This window comes from Peribacillus sp. CSMR9 (assembly GCF_033141925.1).
Lineage (GTDB): Bacteria > Bacillota > Bacilli > Bacillales > DSM-1321 > Peribacillus > Peribacillus simplex_A.
In genome coordinates this window covers 1-14,823 of sequence record NZ_JAOPHO010000081.1, presented here as the reverse complement: position 1 = coordinate 14,823, position 14,823 = coordinate 1, and the positions used below count along the sequence as shown (strand labels likewise).

General features: G+C 41.8%; 15 protein-coding genes. 14 read left to right on the top strand and 1 reads right to left on the bottom strand.

Annotation, left to right across the window (positions count from 1 at the left end; all coding sequences use genetic code 11):
* The 13 genes from N9I19_RS21810 to spoIID all read left to right on the top strand — a co-directional run.
* A partial coding sequence (locus tag N9I19_RS21810; RefSeq protein WP_317778956.1) for an NADH-quinone oxidoreductase subunit C occupies positions 1 to 843 on the top strand: 843 nt, incomplete at its 5' end.
* A gap of 5 nt (positions 844 to 848) precedes the next feature.
* A complete protein-coding gene (locus N9I19_RS21805) occupies positions 849 to 1,946 on the top strand; it encodes an NADH-quinone oxidoreductase subunit D (protein ID WP_061465687.1) in 1,098 nt (365 codons plus the stop codon).
* A complete protein-coding gene (gene nuoH / locus N9I19_RS21800) occupies positions 1,947 to 2,954 on the top strand; it encodes an NADH-quinone oxidoreductase subunit NuoH (protein WP_061465685.1) in 1,008 nt (335 codons plus the stop codon). It abuts the gene before it with no gap.
* Between the two features lie 33 nt (positions 2,955 to 2,987).
* Positions 2,988 to 3,407 carry an NADH-quinone oxidoreductase subunit NuoI gene (gene nuoI / locus N9I19_RS21795; protein ID WP_061465683.1) on the top strand — a complete coding sequence of 140 codons (420 nt, stop codon included), beginning with the start codon at positions 2,988 to 2,990 and terminating at the stop codon, positions 3,405 to 3,407.
* The gene (locus N9I19_RS21790; protein WP_061465681.1) at positions 3,404 to 3,922 is read left to right on the top strand and encodes an NADH-quinone oxidoreductase subunit J; all 519 of its coding nucleotides are present in this window, start codon (positions 3,404 to 3,406) and stop codon (positions 3,920 to 3,922) included. The genes nuoI and N9I19_RS21790 overlap by 4 nt, the downstream gene beginning before the upstream one ends.
* Positions 3,919 to 4,233, top strand: a complete 315-nt coding sequence (gene nuoK / locus N9I19_RS21785; protein WP_061465679.1) for an NADH-quinone oxidoreductase subunit NuoK — start codon at positions 3,919 to 3,921, stop codon at positions 4,231 to 4,233. The genes N9I19_RS21790 and nuoK overlap by 4 nt, the downstream gene beginning before the upstream one ends.
* A gap of 34 nt (positions 4,234 to 4,267) precedes the next feature.
* A complete protein-coding gene (nuoL, locus tag N9I19_RS21780) occupies positions 4,268 to 6,139 on the top strand; it encodes an NADH-quinone oxidoreductase subunit L (RefSeq protein WP_317778955.1) in 1,872 nt (623 codons plus the stop codon).
* Positions 6,136 to 7,659, top strand: coding sequence for a complex I subunit 4 family protein (locus N9I19_RS21775; protein WP_317778954.1), 1,524 nt, complete (start codon positions 6,136 to 6,138; stop codon positions 7,657 to 7,659). Before nuoL ends, N9I19_RS21775 begins: the two co-directional genes overlap by 4 nt.
* A 3-nt stretch (positions 7,660 to 7,662) precedes the next feature.
* The gene (nuoN, locus tag N9I19_RS21770; protein ID WP_317778953.1) at positions 7,663 to 9,189 is read left to right on the top strand and encodes an NADH-quinone oxidoreductase subunit NuoN; all 1,527 of its coding nucleotides are present in this window, start codon (positions 7,663 to 7,665) and stop codon (positions 9,187 to 9,189) included.
* A gap of 149 nt (positions 9,190 to 9,338) precedes the next feature.
* Positions 9,339 to 9,581: a DUF1146 family protein gene (locus N9I19_RS21765; protein WP_061465671.1), complete on the top strand. Its 243-nt coding sequence runs from the start codon at positions 9,339 to 9,341 to the stop codon at positions 9,579 to 9,581.
* Positions 9,582 to 9,740: 159 nt separating this feature from the next.
* Entirely contained in the window at positions 9,741 to 10,490 is a 750-nt protein-coding gene (locus tag N9I19_RS21760; protein WP_185147775.1) for a YwmB family TATA-box binding protein, read from the top strand.
* Between the two features lie 32 nt (positions 10,491 to 10,522).
* Positions 10,523 to 11,824: a UDP-N-acetylglucosamine 1-carboxyvinyltransferase gene (gene murA, locus N9I19_RS21755; RefSeq protein WP_089362013.1), complete on the top strand. Its 1,302-nt coding sequence runs from the start codon at positions 10,523 to 10,525 to the stop codon at positions 11,822 to 11,824.
* Positions 11,825 to 12,029: 205 nt separating this feature from the next.
* Positions 12,030 to 13,067: a stage II sporulation protein D gene (gene spoIID, locus N9I19_RS21750; protein WP_250211729.1), complete on the top strand. Its 1,038-nt coding sequence runs from the start codon at positions 12,030 to 12,032 to the stop codon at positions 13,065 to 13,067.
* Between the two features lie 20 nt (positions 13,068 to 13,087).
* Here spoIID and N9I19_RS21745 read toward each other — a convergent pair whose 3' ends face one another.
* Positions 13,088 to 13,513 carry a VanZ family protein gene (locus tag N9I19_RS21745; RefSeq protein ID WP_061465665.1) on the bottom strand — a complete coding sequence of 142 codons (426 nt, stop codon included), beginning with the start codon at positions 13,511 to 13,513 and terminating at the stop codon, positions 13,088 to 13,090.
* A 152-nt stretch (positions 13,514 to 13,665) separates the two neighbouring features.
* Between N9I19_RS21745 and spoIIQ the strand changes: the two genes are divergently transcribed.
* Positions 13,666 to 14,643: a stage II sporulation protein SpoIIQ gene (gene spoIIQ / locus N9I19_RS21740; protein ID WP_317778952.1), complete on the top strand. Its 978-nt coding sequence runs from the start codon at positions 13,666 to 13,668 to the stop codon at positions 14,641 to 14,643.
* Positions 14,644 to 14,823: the final 180 nt, after the last annotated feature.

The following is a 14,823-nucleotide window of genomic DNA, read 5'->3' as shown; positions in this document are numbered from 1 at the left end:
CGGAAAAAGGCGAAAGCTGAAAGTGCAGAAAAGCCGGAAGGCGAAACGGATATAGCGAAGCAAAAGGCGGCGGCAGCGGCCAAGGCGAAGGCTGCAGCATTGGCTCGGAAAAAGGCGAAAGCTGAAAGTGCGGAAAAGCCGGAAGGCGAAACGGATATAGCGAAGCAAAAGGCGGCGGCAGCGGCCAAGGCGAAGGCTGCAGCATTGTCTCGGAAAAAGGAATCAAGGGATAAGGATAATGATGATGATTTTGAAAATGCGAAGGCAAAGGCTATTGCAGCTGCCAAAGCGAAAGCCGCTGCTGCTGCGAAGACCAGGACCACTGTAAAGGAAAGCACGGAAGATAACACCCCAGATGAACCTTCCCCAAATCAGGCTAAACTTGATCGAATTGTTCATGCTATTGAAAGGCATGTAGGACAAGAGGCATTAATAGACCACTATATTAATAGACTATCAAAAGATGTACCCACTTTAGTGGCTAATCCGGATACATATTTCTCAATAGCAAAATTTCTGCGAAATGATGAGCAGCTTAACTTTTCGTATTTATCGGAACTTCATGGTACGGATTTTGAATCCCATATGGAAATCTATGTGCATTTACATTCATTCAATATGAACCAATCGGTTGCCTTAAAGGTGAAGCTGGATAGGGATTCTCCCATTATTCCATCATTGGTTCCATTATGGTCAGGAGCAAATTGGCCGGAATGTGAGGCGTATGATTTATTAGGTATTAATTTTCAGGAACACCCTGATTTAAAGCGAATTTTACTTGGTGATGATTGGAAAGGGTATCCCCTTAGAAAAGATTATCAGCCTTATGATGTGGAGGTGTAAGCCCAATGTTAAGGACGGAAGAAATGCTTCTCAATGTCGGGCCGCAGCATCCGAGTACACATGGTGTTTTTAGGCTTGTCATCAAGATTGACGGTGAAATTATAAAAGAGGCTACCCCGGTCATTGGGTATTTACATCGAGGTACGGAGAAACTAGCGGAAAATCTGCAATATACACAAATAATTCCATATACCGACCGGCTCGATTATCTAGCAGCAATGACAAATAATTATGTACTTTGCCATGCTGTTGAAACAATGATGGGAGTGGATATCCCCGAAAGGGCAGAATATTTGCGTGTTATCGCGATGGAATTGGGCAGAGTTGCAAGCCACCTTGTCTGGTGGGGTACATACCTGCTTGATATAGGTGCGACGAGCCCTTTCTTATACGCTTTTCGAGAACGTGAAATGATCGTTAACTTATTGACTGAATTGTCAGGGGCACGACTCACATTCAATTATATGCGTGTTGGAGGTGTGAAATGGGATGCTCCTGACGACTGGATTGTGAAGGTGGCCGAGTTTGTACCTTATATGAGGGAGCAGCTTATCGGTTACCATGAGCTTGTAACAGGGAATGAAATCTTTGTGAATCGAGTTAAAGGGGTGGGCATCTATACGAAAGAAGAAGCGCTGCAGTATTCACTTAGCGGTGCTAACTTAAGGTGTACGGGTGTGAAATGGGATTTGCGAAAGAATGAACCATATTCCATTTACGACAGGTTCACCTTTGATGTTCCTACACGGGAAGAGGGTGATGCCTTTTCACGCTATCACTGTAGAATGGAAGAAATCGAGGAATCACTGAAAATCATCGAGCAGGCGGTTGAGCAATTTCCAGAAGGGCCGGTCCTTGCTAAGGTCCCGAAAATAATAAAGGTTCCTAAGGGTGAAGCGTTTGTCCGGATTGAATCACCAAGAGGGGAAATCGGCTGTTATATCGCGAGTGAAGGCAAAAAGGAGCCATATCGTTTGAAATTTCGAAGACCTTCATTTTATAATCTGCAAATTCTTCCGAAATTATTGGAAGGGGAAAATATGGCGAACTTGATAACGATATTAGGGGCTATCGATATCGTTTTAGGGGAGGTGGATGGATAAATGATCAAGGATTTGCTCCACTCCACTCCAAGCCTACTGAATTTTGGCATATTTTTTGGTTTGGCAGTCCTGCTGTTATTCGTTGTATTAGGGTTTGTAACATATGGAATCCTATCAGAGCGGAAAATCATGGGGTTCATGCAGCTGCGTGTCGGCCCTAACCAAATTGGGGGTAAATGGGGGCTCTTGCAGACCGTTGCAGATGTTTTGAAACTTCTGATCAAGGAAGATACTATACCAAAAAAAGCCGATAAGCCGCTATATATATTAGCTCCAGTGATTGCTTTTGCTCCGGCTTTCATGGTCCTGGCCACCTTGCCGTTCACCGATGCCTTCCAATTTGCTGATATAGGTGTCGGACTGCTTTATTATATCGCCATTTCCGGCATATCGACAATCGGCATCGTCACTGCGGGTTGGGCATCCAATAATAAATATTCTTTGATTGGCGGAATGAGGGCAGCCGCTCAAATGATATCTTATGAGATTCCGTTGGTGATGTCGCTAGTGGGAATAGTCCTCTTAACAGGTAGTTTAAATTTGAATGAAATAGTCGCAGCCCAGGAGAAGGTTTGGTTCATTTTTCTTCAGCCGCTTGCGTTCATCGTGTTTTTTATTGCATCGGTTGCCGAGCTGAACAGGGTTCCTTTTGACCTTCCGGAAGCGGAGTCCGAGCTTGTTGCAGGCTATCATGTTGAATACTCTGGATTTCGCTGGGCCTTCTTTATGTTATCCGAATATGTGTATATGTTTGCAATGGCTACACTAACCACTGTATTATTTTTAGGGGGATGGAATTCTATTCCGTTTTTGGATTTTATTCCGGCAGCCATCTGGTTCGGTCTGAAGTTTAGTGCTGTTTTCTATGTGTTGGTCTGGATCCGTGTAACTTTTCCTCGTATAAGGGCAGATCAATTGATGGAATTCGGATGGAAAGTGCTGCTTCCGGTTGCATTAGCAAATATATTTTTGACGGCAATTATAAAAGAATTAATTAAACTTTTTTAAAAACTTGAGCTGGTCAGAAAGCGAGGGATTTATATGCTTGGTTTAGCAAAAGGTTTGACCTATACATTAAAGAACTTGACGAGGAAAAAAGTGACCTATGACTACCCGAATGAGCCGCTGCCGCTCCCTGACCGATTCCGAGGAATCCAAAAATTTTATCCTGAAAAGTGTATTGTATGTAATCAATGCGTGACGATTTGTCCAACCGATTGTATTCAATTAACTGGTAAAAAACATCCGGACCAGTCGAAAAAAGGTAAAATCATTGATACGTATGACATTAATTTCGAGATTTGCATTTTGTGTGATTTATGTACGGAGGTCTGCCCTACAGAAGCAATCGTGATGACAAATCAATTTGAGCTGGCGGAGTATAGCCGTGAACATTTATTTAAAAATCTGGAATGGCTGGATGAAAATGATGAGAATATCCGGAAGGTGAATAAAGTATGAGTTTGTCCGGTGAATTAATTGCCTTTTTTGGTTTGGCACTCGTCGCCATTTTAGGCGGGGTACTGCTAATTACCTTAACTAAAGTAGTGCACATGGTAATTGCACTCGTTTTTACTTTCTTGAGCATTGCTGGCATTTATATGGTACTTTCGGCCGAGTTCGTCGCCATTGTCCAAATCCTTATTTATTCAGGGGCAATTACGATCGTGATGTTATTTGGAATTATGCTCACGAAACACCAAGAAAGTGATGAACCCGCTAAAGGGGGGTGGGGGAAATTCTCCTTGCTGGCAGCGATTGCTGGATTTGCCGTGGCGGTTTATCTAGGGATTTATAATCTGGATATACCTGTACAGCCTACCGCCTTGCATGAGGAAAATACAAAACAAATAGGAATCGAACTTTTTTCAAAATATGTGATTCCATTTGAAGTAATGTCGGTACTCCTGCTTGTTGCTTTAGTCGGCGCCATCGTATTGGCTAAAAAGGATGATGAGGAGGGAGATCAATCATGACGGGAGTTCCCTTGTCGGCCTATCTTGTATTGGCACTCGTTTTATTTTGTATAGGGCTATATGGCGCTTTGACGAAAAGAAATGCGGTCATTGTATTGATTTCAATCGAACTGATGCTGAACGCTGCGAATATTAACTTAATTGCCTTCAGTAAATTCGGGGTAACGCCATCCATTACGGGTCAAGTGTTTTCATTATTCACGATTACAATCGCTGCGGCCGAGGCAGCTGTAGGGCTCGCTATTTTAATGTCCCTTTATCGCAACCGGAAGACGGTCAATGTCGATGAAATGGATATCATGAAGCATTGAAGGTTTATATAAATGAAGAAGGGGATTTGATACGATGATGGAGAACGCTTGGCTCATACCGATCTTTCCACTCGTCACGTTTCTGGTTCTGCTTCTATCAGGTGGGCGGTTGAGGGAACGAGGGGCTCATATAGGAATTATATGTACTTTGGCTTCGTTTGTTTTATCTTTGCTTGCCTTGATAGAACGGTTTAAAGAACCTACTTATAAAATATCGATTGATTGGCTTTCCTTCGGAAGGACGCAACTTACAGCGGGATTTGAAATCAATCAGCTTAATGCCTTGATGCTTGTGATCGTTTCCCTTGTCAGCCTGCTTGTTCAGATATATTCGAAGGGGTATATGAAGGGTGAAGTGCGATTCTCCATTTTTTATGCTTATCTGGGCTTCTTCACCTTTGCCATGCTTGGGCTTGTCATGGCACCTAATTTATTACAACTATATTTCTTTTGGGAATTGGTCGGGGTGGGGTCTTTCCTGCTTATTGGGTTTTACTTTTATAAAGAGGAAGCTAAGAATGCAGCAAAGAAGGCATTCATCATGACAAGGATTGGGGATGTAGGACTCTTAATCGGTATTATTCTACTATTCTGGGAAACAGGCAGCTTTGAATATGGGGAGATCTTTCAAGCCGTTCAATCGGACGTTATATCAAATGGAAGATTGACTTTGATCGCTATTTTGATTTTTATCGGTGCGGTTGGGAAGTCGGGACAATTTCCACTACACACATGGCTTCCGGATGCAATGGAGGGACCGACTCCGGTTTCCGCATTGATTCACGCAGCAACCATGGTTGCTGCAGGGGTTTATCTGGTGGCGACCATGTTTCCGTTATTCCTGGCTAGTTTTGCTGCGATGCAGGTCGTAGCAATTACAGGTGGATTTACAGCCATCTTTGCCGCAAGCATTGCTATAGTGCAAAAGGATGTTAAGCGCGTATTGGCCTATTCTACAATCTCTCAGCTTGGTTTTATGATGCTTGCTTTGGGTACTGCTGGATATGTGGCGGGGGTGTTTCATTTAATGACCCATGCCTTTTTTAAAGCATTGCTGTTTTTGGCAGCAGGCAGTGTTATTCATGCTATACATACACAGGATTTGGAAAAGATGGGCGGATTATGGGGTAAATTGAATTGGACTGGGCCGCTGTTCTTGACTGGCACTTTGGCGATATCAGGATTCCCCTTGCTCTCGGGTTTTTTCAGTAAAGATGAAATTCTAATGGCAGCCTGGGAGAATGGAAATTATGTTTTGTTTGGACTAGCGGCTATTACCTCCTTTTTAACTGCGTTTTATATGTTCCGGCTGTTTTTCATGATCTTTGCAGGAGATTCACGCAGTCAAATAAAACAGGTCAAGGAATCACCTTCCATCATGCTACTTCCCATGCTCGTATTGGGATTGCTTGCTGTAATCAGTGGATATATCCAAACACCTTGGTTTGGAAATTTCCTGGGAGAGTGGCTTGTGGAGGGAAATGAAAATCTTCTAGGCGCCAGCCATAGTGAGGGACCTGTTTGGATAATGTTCATGGCCGTTCTTGTATCGCTGGCCGGAATATTCCTTGCTTATACGATTTACGCTAAAAAGAGGTTACATCCGGGCTGGCTTGTTAAGGAAAACTCCGAGTTATATAGAATTTTGGAAAATAAGTATTATATTGATGAGATTTATCATTTCACTGTAGGCCATGCAATCAAAGGCTTCAGTATATTCCTATCTTATTTCGAAAGATTCATTGTCGGTGGCTTGGTATCCACTGTTACAAGTTCAATAGAAGGATTGGGGAAAATAGGGTCTAAATTGCAAACGGGACAGGTACAGCAATATGGAATGATAGCCTTTCTGGGACTTGCGGTACTGTTGGTGATTTTTGCAGTAACTGGGGGGTATCTAAGATGAATGTCTATTTGCTCTCGCTTTTAGTGTTTTCACCTCTGCTGGGCATAGTGATGGTTGCCCTTATGCCGAAAAAAGAGGAAAGGACGATTAAACAATTTGGATTTTTCGGAACACTGCCTCCCCTTTTCCTATCGTTCTTTCTATGCAGCCAATATTATTCGGGTGTGGCCCTATCCTTATTTGACATTAAGTTGAATTGGATAAGATTTGGGAATTTGGAGATGTATGATCCCAAGCTCTTCACGGTTGACTTTGAGTTGGGGCTGGATGGATTAAGTCTTATCTTCATATTACTGACGACAATCATTTCTTCACTGGCTGCAATCGCCTCCATTTATATAAAACAAGGATGGAAAGGTTATTATTTGTTATTTTTAATCTTGGAAATTGGGATGCTTGGTGTCTTCACGGCAGAAAATTTGATCCTTTTTTTCATATTTTTTGAAATGACGCTGATTCCCGCTTTCTTTTTAATTGGTAGATGGGGCTTTCTGGAGAGGGAGAAAGCGTCTTATAGTTTTCTGATTTATAATGGCATTGGTTCGGCGGTTTTATTGGTGGCTATTTTGATTTTGTTTGCCAGGACAGGTACGACCAATATTGCGGCTTTGACACAGATTATGACAATGGGCGGTGTTTCGCTTTTTGCACCAATATCCGGTTCGATGAAGTTTGGTTTATGTCTGGCCTTTCTCGTTGCATTTGCGATAAAGCTGCCCGTATTTCCCTTTCACAGCTGGATGGTGCGAGTCCATGCAGAAGCACCTCCATCCATAGTGATGATTCATGCAGGTGTACTATTAAAAATAGGGGCATATGGAATCATCCGGTTTGGAATGGGGATATTTCCTGAACAATATAAAAGCTTGGCCTTTACCGTTGTCCTATTTGGGGTCCTCAGTTTTTTATATGGTGCATTTTTAGCATTGGTACAAACGGATTTTAAACTTGTTTTAGCATACTCGTCAATCTCACATATGGGAATCGTCATGATGGGGCTAGGAGCCTTGAATGAAGCGGGCATTCAGGGAGCAATTTTTCAAGTCATCTCACATGGTCTTATTGCTGCTTTGTTATTTTTCTTGGTGGCTGTGTTGTATGAGCGGACGGGAACCACCATGCTTCCTAAGCTTGGGGGATTGGCCAAGTCGATGCCGATTTTTTCAGGCTTCATGTTAGCATGCGGGATGGCCTCACTCGGTTTGCCTGGCATGTCGGGCTTCATCAGTGAATTCATGGTATTTCTTGGCTTGTTCAAGAGTCAGCCATTGCTTGCAGCAATTGGGGTGATCGGGCTGGTATTAACCGCTGTCTATATACTGAGGGCGGTCATGTTGATGACGTTCGGGAAAAATGATAGCTTGGTAGAGAAAGAGAGACGGGACCTTAGAGGCTGGGAGCTTGTACCAGCAACGGTTCTTCTCGGTTTGATAATATCCGTTGGGGTATACCCAAATTTGTTAAGCGGGCCTCTTCAAGGAACGATTAAAGCCATGATGCTAGCTCTAGGGGGGCGATGAAGGATGGAGTGGAACACGATGCTTTCTTATGATTGGGGAGCGATGATGCCGGAATTCATCATCCTTGGAACGGCCATGATCCTTTCGATATTGGATTTATTCTGGCCGAAGCACTTTAATCGGAGAAAACTGGCATGGCTCGCGCTAACCGGAATCATTTTGGCATGTTTGTCACTGATTAGCTTACTATCCTTTGAGACAGTCAGTATCTTATCCGATACGTTTCGTTTAGATTCTTTTGCAAAAGCATTTAAGCTACTCTTATTATTCGGGGCGGGCCTAATCATCCTTCTGGCTGAAGGCTATGAACCGCAAGAGGGGCTGCGAGAGCATCGGGGGGAATTTTATTATCTGTTCCTGACCGCTTTGCTTGGAGCGATGGTCATGTCCTCAAGCGGGGATTTGATAACACTGTTCGTTGGATTGGAACTTCTTTCACTTTCATCCTATATATTAGTCGGAATGCGTAAACATGTTCGGAAGTCTAACGAAGCGTCCATGAAGTATGTGATAAACGGAGGTATTTCCACGGCGATCACTTTATTCGGGATGAGCTATTTATATGGAGTGACTGGTTCTGTCAATCTAGGCGAGATGAGCCGGACGATGGCTGCGATGACGGATGGTCAGCTGCAATATATTATGGGCCTCGCTTTCTTCATGGTATTTGTCGGTTTATCCTTCAAGATAGCTGCTGCCCCATTTCATATGTGGGCACCTGATATATATGAGGGGGCACCGACACCAGTTGTAGCCTTCTTAAGTGTAATTTCGAAAGTAGCGGGTTTCGTGATCATCCTGCGCATTTTTCTTTCGTTGTTCCTAACAGCTTCCGGCGATACCTTCGGAGCACTCGACTTTTTGGAAAAAAATAATATCTATATAGCTTCATTGGCAGGTCTGACAATCATCATTGGAAATGTGGTTGCGTTAAGGCAGCAAAATCTAAAACGATTGTTCGCTTATTCAAGCATTGCCCATGCGGGTTACCTCCTTGTAGCGGTGGCTACATTGGGCGGGGGATATTTCCTGATCGATACAGTCTGGTTTTACCTAATGGCTTATGTATTAATGAATATCGGTGCATTTGCAGTCATTCAGCTGCTCGCCAGCCAAAGTGGATCAGAAGACATTAGCATTCTTGCAGGACTTGGGAGGAAATCACCGTTTCTTGCCATAGGATTTACTGTATTTATCCTATCGCTTGCAGGAATTCCCGGGACGACAGGATTCATTGGCAAACTCAATATATTCCTTGGAACATTCATTACGGAACCTGGACATTTTGTCCTTGCGGGAATCATGATTGCCGGTACTGTTGTATCCTATGTGTATTATTTCGGATTATTGGTTCAAGTCTTTTTCCGGCCCATTCATTCAGAGAAGGTCATTAAAATTCGTTCGGGTCTATCCGCCGTGTTGATCATTTGCGTAATAGGCACCATACTTTTCGGGGTGGCGCCAAATATTGCCTTAGATTTTATTCATGATCAATTCGGTGAATTTACAGACTTTATTTCGAGTAAATGATATAATGCCTGTATCAGAGGCCTGCTCCATTGGATCAAGCCTCTATTTACAGTTTTAAAAAGAAATTTTGCAATTCTTCCTTTTATATTCCAAATACGAAGGGGTTTTGTGTTAGAATAGAAGACGGGTGTCTTTTAGGAGGTATGTACATGTTTTCAGCAATGGGACAACAGGCTTTAACAGGAATAATTGCACACTTGTTTTTCATTGCAGTTACCTGGTGGGCTTTACAGGCATTACACTTTGATAAAATCTTAAGATCCAATTCGGTCATCAAGGCCAGGGTTTTATATATTTTATTAACGGTTGCCATCGGTTCAGTTGTGAGTAATTTCTTCCTTGACTACCTGGGATTTGCAAACCAGCTCCCGTATATGTTTAGTGATGACTGATAAGCTGTAAGGCTCTTCTTATAGCAAAATATGATTCTACTCTTGTATTCGCTTTTGCTTCCTGCCATTTGTCAGGTGGAAGGTGTCACCAATTGTCGGAAAACTCGAAGTATGATCTCTCTCCTTATGGAAAGAATGATAAAAGGGGAGGGATTTAACATGTATAATTTAAACAAAAAAATGTTAACATACATAGTATTTCTTGGTTTGATGGTGATTTTAATTGGGAATAGTACGATTGTGGCAGAAAGTAAACCAGATATAGTTAAATTGGTGGGACTGTTACAAAAGGATAAGGATTTGGACATAGGGGATTGGTCTGTACTCGCTAGAGAAATAAATAAAGAGATTACAACTAAACAAGAGTTTGAAAGAGAAGTTACGGCTTTAAAACGAAAATACCCTCAATTTCAATGGCACCGGAAAGATGATGCTTCCGGCTGGAAGGCTGAGGCGTTAACTTACAATGTCGATTCAGGTCTAACCGAGTCTATCAAAATAATGACAACGGAAGAGAAATTTGATAAAGTTACCTATGTCATTTACGAAGTGAAGGGAAAAGAGTGGGAAAAAGCTAATTCGGCATTTTTTACAACTACGTTCCAGAACAGGGTGAATGAACTATTTATAGGGACTCCTTCAATTTTTTCTTGTATTAAAGGGTCTATCAATGATAATATGGATTCGGTTTTAAACGCTAAAACTGAAGACCTGTTAGATATGTTCCAAGCAAGGGAAATTGAGAGTGTGCATGAAACAAACTTTACATCTATATCTGCACATTCAACATTGTTTAAACAACCTTTGACAAAAGAAAAATTAAATTTGCAGTTTGGGCTACGGACAGAAGGATTGGGTGACCGAACGAACTTTGTAGTTGGCACACCAATCATAACGTTTGAATATTAATATAGAGAAAATGGACGCGGAGGGGAATACTTTTGGAAAAAATCATCGTCCGCGGCGGAAAAAGGCTTAGCGGGACAGTTAAAGTAGAAGGTGCTAAAAACGCCGTTTTGCCAGTTATCGCTGCAACATTATTAGCAAGTGATGGGAAAAGTATCATTAAAGATGTTCCTACGCTCTCCGATGTATATACAATCAATGAAGTATTGCGCAACTTAAATGCAGATGTTGCCTTTCATGACAATCAAGTAACTGTAGATGCATCAAGAGAGTTATTAGAAGAAGCACCATTTGAATATGTACGAAAAATGAGAGCTTCCGTTTTAGTGATGGGCTCATTACTAGCAAGGAATGGCCGGGCCCGCGTTGCTCTTCCTGGTGGCTGTGCCATCGGATCACGTCCTATCGACCAGCATTTAAAGGGCTTTGAAGCGATGGGAGCAAAAGTGAAGGTCGGCAATGGTTTCATTGATGCCGAGGTAGAAGGCAGACTTAAGGGTGCAAGAGTGTATCTTGACTTCCCAAGTGTGGGTGCCACTGAAAACATCATGATGGCAGCAACACTTGCAGAAGGTATAACTGTTCTTGAAAATGTGGCCAAAGAGCCTGAAATTGTAGATCTTGCGAATTTCCTTAATAAAATGGGTGCCAAAGTCAGAGGTGCTGGTACTGGTACGATGAGAATCGAGGGTGTCGATAAATTATATGGCACTGAACATGCGATTATACCTGACCGTATCGAAGCCGGTACATTTATGACGGCGGCTGCTCTTACTGGCGGCAATGTTCTTGTTCAAGGCGCTGTACCTGAACACCTTACTTCCCTTATTGCTAAAATGGAAGAAATGGGTGTTGAAATTCTTGAAGAAGAAGATGGATTACGCGTTATCGGTCCAAAAACCTTGAAGGCCATTGATATCAAAACAATGCCGCATCCTGGTTTCCCGACTGATATGCAATCGCAAATGATGGCATTATTATTGCGTGCTGAAGGAACAAGTATGATTACGGAGACCGTTTTCGAAAACCGTTTTATGCATGTTGAGGAATTCCGTCGCATGAATGCCAATATTAAAATTGAAGGTCGTTCTGTTATCGTTAATGGACCAACTAACATACAAGGTGCTGAAGTAGCTGCAACAGATTTACGTGCCGCGGCAGCGCTCATCCTGACTGGATTGGTTGCAGATGGCATTACTCGTGTTACAGAATTAAAGCATCTTGACAGAGGATACGTGAATTTCCATGGTAAATTGGCTTCTCTAGGTGCCGATGTGGAACGTATTAACGAAGATGTACCTGCAGAAACAAAAAAAATTGCCGATTTAAACGCATAAGATAGCTTATAAAACCATTCACGTTCGAGTCATTGAAACGTGAATGGTTTTTTTTGTCTTGTATCAGGCATTCATGGCCTCCAGCTAAATGGTTGTCGTTTTTCTATTCATAAAAGCTTGTCCTTCGACATACATTTGTTATGTAAAGATACCTGCCGGATAGTGATTTACGGCAGAGAAAACAAGTGTAGGGAGGCTCAGGAATTTGAAAGCAATCAAACCGATGATTGTACTATTCATAGCAGTAGCATTCGTAATTATCATGATTCCAGCAGTGCTTGTGCTTCCATTTTCAAATGATAAGACAAGTGGAGAGTTAGCCGAACAATTAGAAAAAAAAGTGAAGAATGAAGGTAAAGAGGTAAGTGCAAATGAAATGAGTTCCGTTGAAGTTGCTGTTTACCGTACATCTGCAAGAAAGATTGAAAAACTGCCGATTGAAACGTATTTAGCTGGTGTAGTAGCGGCTGAAATGCCAGCGGATTTCGAGGAAGAAGCACTTAAGGCACAAGCATTGACAGCGAGAACCTACATTGTCAATCAGCTCCTAAGCGAAAGTCGATTAGGCTTGCCTGATGGTGCCGATGTAAGCGATACGGTCATGCACCAAGTTTATAAGAATAATGATGAGCTGAAAAAACAGTGGGGCTCTGATTATAAATGGAAGATGAAGAAAATTAACAAAGCAATAAAGGAAACAGCGGGTCAAATTCTAACCTATGAAGGAAAACCGATTACTGCGACTTTTTTTTCGACCAGCAATGGCTACACTGAGAATTCCGAGGACTATTGGCAAGCGGATTTCCCCTATTTAAAAAGCGTATCCAGTCCTTGGGATAAACAGGAATCACCAAAGTTTTATAATAAAGTTGTTGTGAACACTGCAGATTTTGAAAGCAAACTGGGTGTAAGTCTATCATCGGGAACAACAATAGGAACTGTCATTGAAAGAACATCAGGCAATCGCGTAGGTGTGGTGAAAATCGGAGGAAAGAAAATGACAGGAAAACAGATCCGTGAAAAGCTGGGTCTGACATCATCCGATTTTAACTGGGAGCGTCAAGGCAACCAGATTGTCATCACGACAAAAGGATCTGGGCACGGAGTTGGAATGAGCCAATACGGTGCTAATGGAATGGCCAGGGAAGGGAAAACCTATGAAGACATCGTAAAATATTATTATAAAGGCGTTAAAGTTCAGTCTTCAAGTAAGTGGCTGAATACGATGACGGCAAAAAAATGAGAGATGGGGAATCCCATCTCTCATTTTTTTGTGCTTATTTTTTCTATAATGGTCAAAAAGCCTCGTTCATGCTTGAAATAATGATATTGGACATGGAAATACACAGCAGCTACTCCAATGATATCTTTAATGACATCTATTAAGGTAGCGGAGCGGTATGGGATGAATGATTGGTGATATTCATCTATAACTCCGTAAAAGCATGCTGCTATGGCCGCCAACAAGCTTAATCCAGGTTTCAGTTTTTGGTTTGCAGCAAGAGCAGAAACCAATAATATATACAAAAGGGCAAATTCGACTAGATGAAGTGCCTCTTTGATAAATCGGTCAATTGAGGATGATGGAAGATCAAGAATCATATCATCGGGGTTGCTCGACATTATCCAAATGGCAATCATATATAGAAAAGGCAATAACGTTAACACGATTTTAAAGGCTTTTTTCATGAATTAAACACCCTTCAATAGTTAGATACCAAACATTTTACCATTCTACGAATAAAATCGGTTTCATTTCCACAAAATAAATCTAAAAATTTTTTTATCTGAATGTATATAATCTTACCAAAATGTTCAGAATGATTGCTGAGGTGATTAATATGAGAGAGGAAGAAAAGAAACCAACTTCCACAATCCGACGTATACTAAAACAACGTTGGGCATTATCAGCAATCTATATCGCAAGTGCAGCCATAATCTTAGCCGCGGCCTTCTTATTACAAAATAGTTTTAATGATTCAGCTAAGGATGGCAAAGAGGAATCAGCTGAAACAGGAAAAAACTATGGTCAGCCTTCTGTCGAGGTTAATAGTAATCTTGAGACAATCAAGATGCCTGTAGCCGATGCAGACAAAACGGTTATTAAGAAACAGTTTTATGATGTGAATGCGGATGAAAAGGCACAAGAAGAAGCGTTGGTATTCTACAACAATAGATATGAGCAAAACAAAGGTATAGACATTGCAATGAAAGATGGAAAATCTTTCGATGTAAAAGCTTCACTAAGTGGAAATGTATCGAAAGTCCAAGACGATGCGTTACTTGGAAATTTAGTTGAAGTACAGCATGAAGATGGTGTAGTTACTCGTTATCAATCTGTTAAAGACATTAAAGTTGCAGTCGGTGACAAAGTGAAACAAGGGCAAGCAATTGCTACAGCTGGAAAAAGCCAAATCAACGAAGAGGCGGGCGTGCATGTCCACTTCGAAATCAGAAAAGATAACATTGCGTTAAATCCACTTGATTTTGTCGATAAACAAGCTTCTGCCATTCAATCGGCAACTGAAGCTGAAGGCAGCGAACTTGACGATTCAGCTAAAAAAGAAGAAACACCTGCGGTTGACGAAACTGAAACTGATAAAGAAGAAGCACCTGCAGTCGAAGGATCTAAAACGGATAAGAAAGAATCACCTGCAATCGAAGAATCTGAAACTGGCACGGATGAATCGCCTGCCGTTGATGAAACTGACGAGAGCACTGATTTAGAGAGTGGCACAGATGAAGAAGGCTCTGTCCCAGGTGAAGATACAACCGAGGAAAGCGATTCCTTAAAAGATTCGTTAAAACAATCTAATTAAGATCAAGATTTTTAATAATATCAAAACAAAAAACCTTGAGCGTTACGAATGACAACAACTGAAAATTTGGTAAAAGGAAGCCGTTCATTTTGAACGGCTTCCTTTTTTCGTGCGCCCGGCATGGGTGCAATCTATAGGGTGAAAGTCCCGAACCATGAAGGCAGTAGTAGTGGTTAGCTT

Bases quoted from the DNA above. Each gene is read 5' to 3' on its own strand.
- N9I19_RS21805 (WP_061465687.1), top strand. From the start codon at position 849: ATGTTAAGGACGGAAGAAATGCTTCTCAATGTCGGGCCGCAGCATCCG.
- nuoH (WP_061465685.1), top strand. From the start codon at position 1,947: ATGATCAAGGATTTGCTCCACTCCACTCCAAGCCTACTGAATTTTGGC.
- nuoI (WP_061465683.1), top strand. From the start codon at position 2,988: ATGCTTGGTTTAGCAAAAGGTTTGACCTATACATTAAAGAACTTGACG.
- N9I19_RS21790 (WP_061465681.1), top strand. From the start codon at position 3,404: ATGAGTTTGTCCGGTGAATTAATTGCCTTTTTTGGTTTGGCACTCGTC.
- nuoK (WP_061465679.1), top strand. From the start codon at position 3,919: ATGACGGGAGTTCCCTTGTCGGCCTATCTTGTATTGGCACTCGTTTTA.
- nuoL (WP_317778955.1), top strand. From the start codon at position 4,268: ATGATGGAGAACGCTTGGCTCATACCGATCTTTCCACTCGTCACGTTT.
- N9I19_RS21775 (WP_317778954.1), top strand. From the start codon at position 6,136: ATGAATGTCTATTTGCTCTCGCTTTTAGTGTTTTCACCTCTGCTGGGC.
- nuoN (WP_317778953.1), top strand. From the start codon at position 7,663: ATGGAGTGGAACACGATGCTTTCTTATGATTGGGGAGCGATGATGCCG.
- N9I19_RS21765 (WP_061465671.1), top strand. From the start codon at position 9,339: ATGTTTTCAGCAATGGGACAACAGGCTTTAACAGGAATAATTGCACAC.
- N9I19_RS21760 (WP_185147775.1), top strand. From the start codon at position 9,741: ATGTATAATTTAAACAAAAAAATGTTAACATACATAGTATTTCTTGGT.
- N9I19_RS21745 (WP_061465665.1), bottom strand. From the start codon at position 13,513: ATGAAAAAAGCCTTTAAAATCGTGTTAACGTTATTGCCTTTTCTATAT.
- spoIIQ (WP_317778952.1), top strand. From the start codon at position 13,666: ATGAGAGAGGAAGAAAAGAAACCAACTTCCACAATCCGACGTATACTA.